Origin of the sequence: Aquimarina muelleri DSM 19832, from assembly GCF_000430665.1 — a bacterium.
Lineage (GTDB): Bacteria > Bacteroidota > Bacteroidia > Flavobacteriales > Flavobacteriaceae > Aquimarina > Aquimarina muelleri.
Map to the genome: position 1 here is coordinate 1 of NZ_AUML01000092.1, position 1,903 is coordinate 1,903.

General features: G+C 34.9%; 1 protein-coding gene. It reads left to right on the plus strand.

Annotation, left to right across the window (positions count from 1 at the left end; all coding sequences use genetic code 11):
- Positions 1–1,903 (plus strand): condensation domain-containing protein (locus tag H527_RS0118630; RefSeq protein WP_027414047.1); only part of this gene is annotated, 1,903 nt, incomplete at both ends.

Below are 1,903 nucleotides of genomic sequence, written 5' to 3' on the forward strand. Positions count from 1 at the left end.
TTTGGAGAATGTTGTTCAATGTTGTGTTTTAGCAAGAGAGGATACTAAAGGTAATAATCGTCTTGTCGGTTATGTTGTGATAGAAGGTTTTCTAGATAAAGATAAAATACAGAATGCTTTAAAGTTAGTTTTACCAGAATATATGGTTCCTATGATTTGGGAGAAATTAGAAACAATGCCCTTGACTCCTAATGGTAAAATAGATAAGAAATCGCTGCCAGAAGTTTCTTCTGCTGCATTATCTACTCAGGAGTATGTTCAGGCAGATACAGAATTAGAATTAGAATTAGTAAGAATTTGGCAAGGATTATTGGGGGTAGAGCGAGTAGGAGTACATGACAACTTCTTTGAATTAGGAGGCCATAGTTTATTGGCTACCCGATTAGTTTCTATGATTCGTAGGGAGTTAAATATAGAAATTGAAATAGCGGATGTTTTTGAACATCTTACTATTTACAATTTAGGAACCCATTTGTCGACCCAGTCAGAAGGGGTGTTGTTGCCTACTATTGTTGCTGGAGACCGTCCTTTACGTATCCCCTTATCGTTTAGTCAGGAACGTTTATGGTTTTTAGATCAACTACAAGGTACTATAGCTTACCATATGCCTGTCGCAATCCGTCTAGAAGGAGCATTGGATACATCTATATTGGAGCAATCCTTTCAACATATAGTATCTCGACATGAAGTATTACGTACTTTGATTCTGTCTGAATCAGGTTATGGTTATCAAGAGATTATAGGATCTGAAGGTTGGTCATTGGATAAGGAGGATATATCCGATAAATTAACATTAGAATCCAGTTTATATAATTATTTAGCGAATCCCTTTGATTTATCAAGTGATTATAAGTTTAGAGCCTGTTTATATGATTTAGGGGAAGATCAATATGTTTTGGCATGTGTATTTCATCATATAGCTAGTGATGGTTGGTCAGAAGGTATTTTGGTTAATGAATTTATAGAGATATATAGCGCTTTACAATCTGGAAGACCCAATATTTTACCAGATTTATCTCTACAATATTCTGATTATGCGATTTGGCAGCGAGAGTATTTAGAAGGAGAGGTTCTCGAAAGGCAGCTATCTTATTGGGAAGAAAAATTAAAAGGGGTAAGTACCTTATCATTGCCTACAAATTACGAGCGCCCTTCTATACAGAGTACAGCAGGGGCTAGTATATCTTATGTATTAGATCCGGATTTAAGCACTTCTATACAGACTTTATGTCAAAGAGAAGGTGTTACGATGTTTATGTTTTTATTATCAGCATTTAAAGTATTGTTATCCCGTTATAGTGGTCAGGAAGATATTTGTGTAGGTACTCCTATAGCAAATCGTACACAGTCTGAATTAGAAGGTATGATTGGGTTTTTTGTAAATACTTTGGCACTTCGTAGTGATTTGAGTAGAGACCCAAGTTTCGGGGATTTATTGGCACAGGTAAAAGAGACAACTTTAGAAAGTTATGATCACCAACAGGTACCTTTTGAGAAGGTTGTGGATCGTGTGATTGCTTCTAGGGATATGAGTAGAAGCCCTATATTTCAAGTAATGTTTGCATTACAGAATATACCAGAAAATTCTGGAGAAGAAAGAGAAGGAATCCGTGATGTTGTAATTTCAGCATATGAATTTGATTCTATTACTTCTCAATTTGATTTAGTATTGAATGTATCTGAAGATGATTTAGGCATTTCATTAGAAATGATGTACTGTACAGCTTTATTTAATGAAGAAGCGATGCAACGTATGTTGTTGCACTATCAAGAATTGTTGTATAGTATTGTAAAAGATGTTACCCAACCAATAGGTAAACTATCGATACTTACCCAAAAAGAACAATTAGAATTAACAGAAACCTTTAATAGTACAGAATTAGCGTATCCAGAAGATAAGACA